Here is a 4,940-nt window from a genome sequence, read left to right on the forward strand (position 1 = left end):
TTGTTCCGCTTGTCAGAGTTTGTCGGCGACGATGGAGAGCGCGACCCGACGGGGTAACTCTACCGGGTCGAGAGACAGAGTCGGCGGCTCGGTCGTCCTCGTCATGTTGTCGGTCTATGCCTAACCCGGCCCTGTCGTCCTCGATCATGCCGTGGACCGTCGCCGGATCGTGGATCGAGGCGAGAAAATCAGCGTAAGCCTCCGCGCCCATCTCCGCGGGATCACCGCCGTACCATGCGTCTGGATTGGCAAGGATAGCCTGCTCCGGCTTTCCAGGCTGAGCGAAGAAGAACCAATGCCACCATGCCGATGCGAACCGCGCGTCACATCGCGCCAGCGCATAGCCGATCGGAATGGCTTCAAGGATTGCGAGGCGGCTGACGGATGCCGGATGATCCATCGCTGTCCGAAATGCGGTGTATGCCCACGATCGTGACCCACAAGTCCGAAGCGATCGAAGCCCAGATAGTCCATAAGGGCTAAGCAATCGCAGGCCTTGGACCTTTTGGATGAGCCCGAATGGTCAGGCATGTCAACGGGCTTGGAAGACTGGCCGAAACCGCGAAGATCAGGGCAAATTACGGTGTATTCCTCAGCCAAAATCGGCGCCACGATGCCAAGTAGCATGGGTGCGAGGATGACCGTGCAGCATCAGAAGCGGTGGGCCCCTTCCACCAACCCGGACTCTGAGCGTCGCTTCCGGAAGTTTGATCTGCTCCAGCGAGAAACCCTCAAACGTGCAACTCCCTCCATTCGCGACATTTGCCAAACATGTAAACGGAGACGCAGTTCAATGTCGGCTTCCGCGGGATATGAACTTGCCTCGTATGCGAAGAGGTCGTGAGCCGAATGGCGGCTTACTGGTCCCTCGGCAATAACCGGACGGACAGCAAACGGCCCCCAAAAAGCCGCCAGGCGGCAACGCGCCTGATATCGCACTTCGAGATCAACTCTGCCGTTTCCTTTTTAGCCGAAGTTGCAAACGGCCCCGCTAACAATCGTGGTTGCGCCTTTAGGATCGTGGTTCAGACCGCTGGCGGATTAGAACTCATATTGGCTTTGCGATCGGCTCATCGCTGCCGACAATCGGGGACCTATATAAAGGGGCATGTCCACGCGCCGTAAAATCAATGCAACAGCGAAGCTGATTGGAGAATGGCCTTTAACCCCAGCTGCAACGTTTGGATCGTCCGTCAGAGCGAGGGGTATTTTTCTCGAAATACGCGCCCGCCTTCCAACGGAGTTCAGGAAATTGCTCAATATCGAGTCCCGCGTGCTTACCCTGCGCCTGTCTGAGGGCGCCGAGAACGATGTGCAGGTGGTATTCGGGATCGTATCCAAAGCACTGCAGAATATCGAAGACTTGCCCGTAATCCCTCGTGAAATCGAGGACATTCTGACGATCTCGACGGCCGAACGGCACCGCTGGTTGAAAGATGGTCGCTTGCAGAGCGCCGGGACGAAAACGGTGAAACTCCGCGGGCGGGCAAGGAACATCACCTTTCACGTGTTCGACCCGCAGCACGTGGAGGATGTTCTTGACCGCGACCTGGTTACGGTCTGGCGCGAACAGGACGCAGCGACAGCTGCAGACAATAGGCGGCGAGCCGCGGGCAAGGCCGCTATGAAACGTGCTCAAAGAAGCGGCCGCGGAACTGCAGCTTCAGCTGGCCATGGCCCCGATGAGAACTCGCACTCCAGTTTGCGCGGCTGGGGAGATTTTGAGAATGACGGACTCCTGCGCTGATAGGCCGGGCGCACAGGCAGGTTAACACGTTTGCCTGCGCCGTGCGAGATGCGCAAGGAGGGCCGTCAAACGCATCGCGTTCAGGACCCGCTTCGCAGGGACACCGCCCTTGCGCGCCATCTCGACACCCCAATGCATGTGATCGAGCTCGCGGATCGAATGAGCGTCCGGATTGATGCTGAATATGCAGCCCTGATCGAGTGCCTTTTGATGCCAGCGCCAGTCCAGGTCGAGTCGCCACGGATGTGCGTTGATTTCGACAGCGACGCCGTGTTTCGCACACGCTTTGAGGACTTTGTCGACGTCGAGATCATAACCGGGCCGGCGCAACAGCTGGCGACCGGTCATGTGCCCGATGATTGTCGTCCGAGGATTTCCGATCGCCTCAATGATACGCTCCGTCTGTTCCTTCTTGGGCAACTTGAAGCGGCTGTGCACGCTCGCGACGACGAAATCGAACTGCTCCAAGATATCATTCGGGTAATCGAGCGAGCCATCTGCCAGGATGTCCGCCTCGATGCCCTTCAGTATGCGAAATTTTCCATTGTATGCCTTGTTCAGCCGGTCAGCTTCGCGGTGCTGTTCAGCAATCTCCTGCAACGAAAGGCCGCCTGCGTAATGAGCGGACTGCGAATGATCGGCGACACCATAGTATTCGAAACCGCGCTTGCGCGTGGCTTCAGCCATTGCCTCAAGCGTTTCGGTGCCATCGGATGCGGTCGTGTGAGAATGCAGGATGCCATGCAGATCTTCATCCCGAATGAGGGCGGGTAGCTTATGCTTTGCCGCTCGCTCAATCTCGTCCCTGCCTTCGCGCAATTCAGGCTCGATAAACTGCAAGTCTAGAGCTTGGTAGATTTCTTCTTCTGTCGCTGACGCGATCAGCTTTCTCCCGCGATGAAGCCCGTCGGCGTTTAGGGTGAATCCCTTGTCGGCCGCGAACCTCTTCAGTTGCTCAAGGTGGTCTGCCGAACCGGTTGCTTCGAGCAGGCTCGCGCCAAAGTGCTTGCTGTCCGTGACAACAAGCCTGAGGGTCGTATCCTCGATACCAGTCGACGTTATGCCCTGCGCTACCAGAACGAAGTCGGAAACGAGCTCGCAACCGCGCCGGAAGTCGCCTGCAATTTCGACGCGCGAAAACCCTGGATGCTCTTGCTTCACCGATATGACCGCATGTTCGAGGAGAGCGGCGGCCTTGTGCAGGTGAAGTTGCGTTTCGCCGCTTCGCACGATGGCCAGGTTCTGCAGGAGCTTTGTCTGGAGCGCGGCGCCGAGGCCTTTGACTGGGCGTATGCGGTCTTCTCGTGCTGCGGCCTCGAGCTCCGCCAGCGAGTTCACGCCGAGCGCCTGATGAAGCTTCAGTATCTTATCGGGACGAAGCCCGGGTATGGCAAACATCTCCATCACGCCCGCCGGAACATCCTCGCGCAGCTTCTCAAGGCCTGGGTGCGTGCCGGTTTGGTAGAGCTTGGTCACGATGTCGGCGATCGCGTCACCGATCCCCGGGATCTTGGTGAGGGCGCCGGCGGCGATGATCCGATCAAGCGGCTGCGACAGCGCCGTCAGACTGTCTGCCGCGCGCAAGTATGCCTTTGTGCGATAGGGATTGTCGCCGCGCATAGACGCCCGTTGTGCGTATTCCGTCAAAAGACTGGCGACGGTCCTCGGATTGATCTTTGCCATGGCTTCAGCCAAACGAGGCCGATCTCGGCAGGTTCCGATCAGGCAAGGCCATGAACGCCGCGTGGCCCTTGGAATCCCGGCTTTTACTGCCTCTTCCCGCGTCGGCCGCTACAGAATGGGCAAGGATTGGTCAGCGCGACCCCATCCAGCCAGAGCTTTGGAGGCTGCGCGTTTCTTTAATTCAGGAGCATCGCCCACATGGAAATGAGAGGGCTCATCTATTGTCTTCATCTCCGCCCACGTGATCGGTGCCGCGACAGGAGCGCCCGGACGTGATCTCGCGCTGTAAGGCATGATCGCGGTCGCCCCGCGCTGATTGCGTAGATAGTCCACAAAGATGCGACCCTTGCGGCGCGCCTTTGGCAACACTGCCGTTAAATGGGCCGGATCGCTCCGGGCGACCGCCTGCGCCAGGCGAGACGCGAAGTCCTTCACCTGTGGCCACTCGGCGCGAGGGGTGAGCGGCGCGATGACGTGTACTCCTTTGCCTCCCGTCAGCATCGGGAAATTCGTAAGTCCCAGCGATTTAAGGATAGCACGGAACTGAAAGGCAGCGGCGCGGACGGCCTCAAAATCGAGGCCTTCATCGGGGTCGAGGTCGAACACGAGGCGGTCGGCCTTTTCGACATCCTCGATCCGAGCCCCCCATCCATGCAGCTCGATCGTTCCCATCTGGACGCAAGTCATGAGTCCATCCGCATCGTCGACATAGAGATATGGTTCCTCGTGCCCTTCCTTCTCCGTGATGCCGACGTGGTGGACTTTGTCGCCAAAGCTGCCGGCGTCGTGTTTTTGGAAGAAGCACTTCTTCGCGCGGCCCTGTGGGCATCGAACCAGACTGATCGGCCGGCTGCCAACCCAAGCAAGCATGATCGCCGCGACCGCTGCGTAATGGTCGGCAAGCTGTCCCTTGGTGATGTTGGACTCCGGATAGATGACGCGGTCACGGTTACTTATCGCAATGGCGGTTGTCGCAGACGCGGCGAGATCGGCTGCATGACGTTCCGTCTCGAGCACGACCGCCTCGGGCTTCTTGTCTTCGCGGAGACCAAGATAACTCGGATGTCGCAACGTCCCTTTGTTTGTCATTTCGGTGAAGGCAATCTCAGCGACCAGTCTCGGACGGAGCCAGTGTGCGCCGCGCACTTCGGCGCGTGGTGCGTCGACGGTGGCGGCCTTCTGCTCAAACGGCGCCATGATCTTCAAGAGACGCAGAAGTTCAGCGGTATCGAAGCCGGTGCCGACTTTCCCGGCGTAACGCAGCTTGCCGCCGTCATGAACGCCAAGGATCAAGGACCGAAACGCGCGGATCTTGTCGGACGGCGTCCAGCCGACAATCACAAATTCCTGCCGCCTGATGCATTTGATCTTCAGCCAGCTTGCGCCGCGGGCCGCCACATAACTCGAATCCGCGAGCTTTGAGACGACGCCCTCAAGGCCGGCTGTGCAGAAGCGATCGAGCAGCTCTTCTCCGCGGCCGAGGATATGGTCGGAGTAACGAAGGACCGGA

At 59.2% G+C, this 4,940-nt stretch carries 4 protein-coding genes; 1 reads left to right on the forward strand and 3 read right to left on the reverse strand.

The window, feature by feature from the left end; all coding sequences use genetic code 11:
* Window positions 1–144 precede the first annotated feature (144 nt).
* A complete protein-coding gene (locus NKH67_RS33680; protein WP_352852040.1) occupies window positions 145–627 on the reverse strand; it encodes an alpha/beta fold hydrolase in 483 nt (160 codons plus the stop codon).
* Between the two features lie 481 nt (window positions 628–1,108).
* Between NKH67_RS33680 and NKH67_RS33685 the strand changes: the two genes are divergently transcribed.
* Window positions 1,109–1,747, forward strand: a complete 639-nt coding sequence (locus NKH67_RS33685; RefSeq protein WP_353033041.1) for a hypothetical protein — start codon at window positions 1,109–1,111, stop codon at window positions 1,745–1,747.
* A gap of 21 nt (window positions 1,748–1,768) precedes the next feature.
* Here the strand turns inward: NKH67_RS33685 and NKH67_RS33690 are convergent, their stop codons facing one another.
* Both NKH67_RS33690 and ligD read right to left on the reverse strand, forming a co-directional pair.
* Window positions 1,769–3,430: a DNA polymerase/3'-5' exonuclease PolX gene (locus NKH67_RS33690; protein WP_353033043.1), complete on the reverse strand. Its 1,662-nt coding sequence runs from the start codon at window positions 3,428–3,430 to the stop codon at window positions 1,769–1,771.
* 108 nt (window positions 3,431–3,538) lie between these two features.
* The gene (ligD, locus tag NKH67_RS33695) at window positions 3,539–4,915 is read right to left on the reverse strand and encodes a DNA ligase D (protein ID WP_502893850.1); all 1,377 of its coding nucleotides are present in this window, start codon (window positions 4,913–4,915) and stop codon (window positions 3,539–3,541) included.
* Window positions 4,916–4,940 lie beyond the last annotated feature (25 nt).

Origin of the sequence: Mesorhizobium sp. M0968 (genome assembly GCF_040319065.1) — a bacterium.
In the GTDB taxonomy this organism is placed as follows: Bacteria; Pseudomonadota; Alphaproteobacteria; order Rhizobiales; family Rhizobiaceae; genus Mesorhizobium.

What these genes read in the sequence shown, in the direction of transcription:
- NKH67_RS33680 (WP_352852040.1), bottom strand. Translation starts at nt 627, where the DNA reads ATGCTACTTGGCATCGTGGCGCCGATTTTGGCTGAGGAATACACCGTA.
- NKH67_RS33685 (WP_353033041.1), top strand. Translation starts at nt 1,109, where the DNA reads ATGTCCACGCGCCGTAAAATCAATGCAACAGCGAAGCTGATTGGAGAA.
- NKH67_RS33690 (WP_353033043.1), bottom strand. Translation starts at nt 3,430, where the DNA reads ATGGCAAAGATCAATCCGAGGACCGTCGCCAGTCTTTTGACGGAATAC.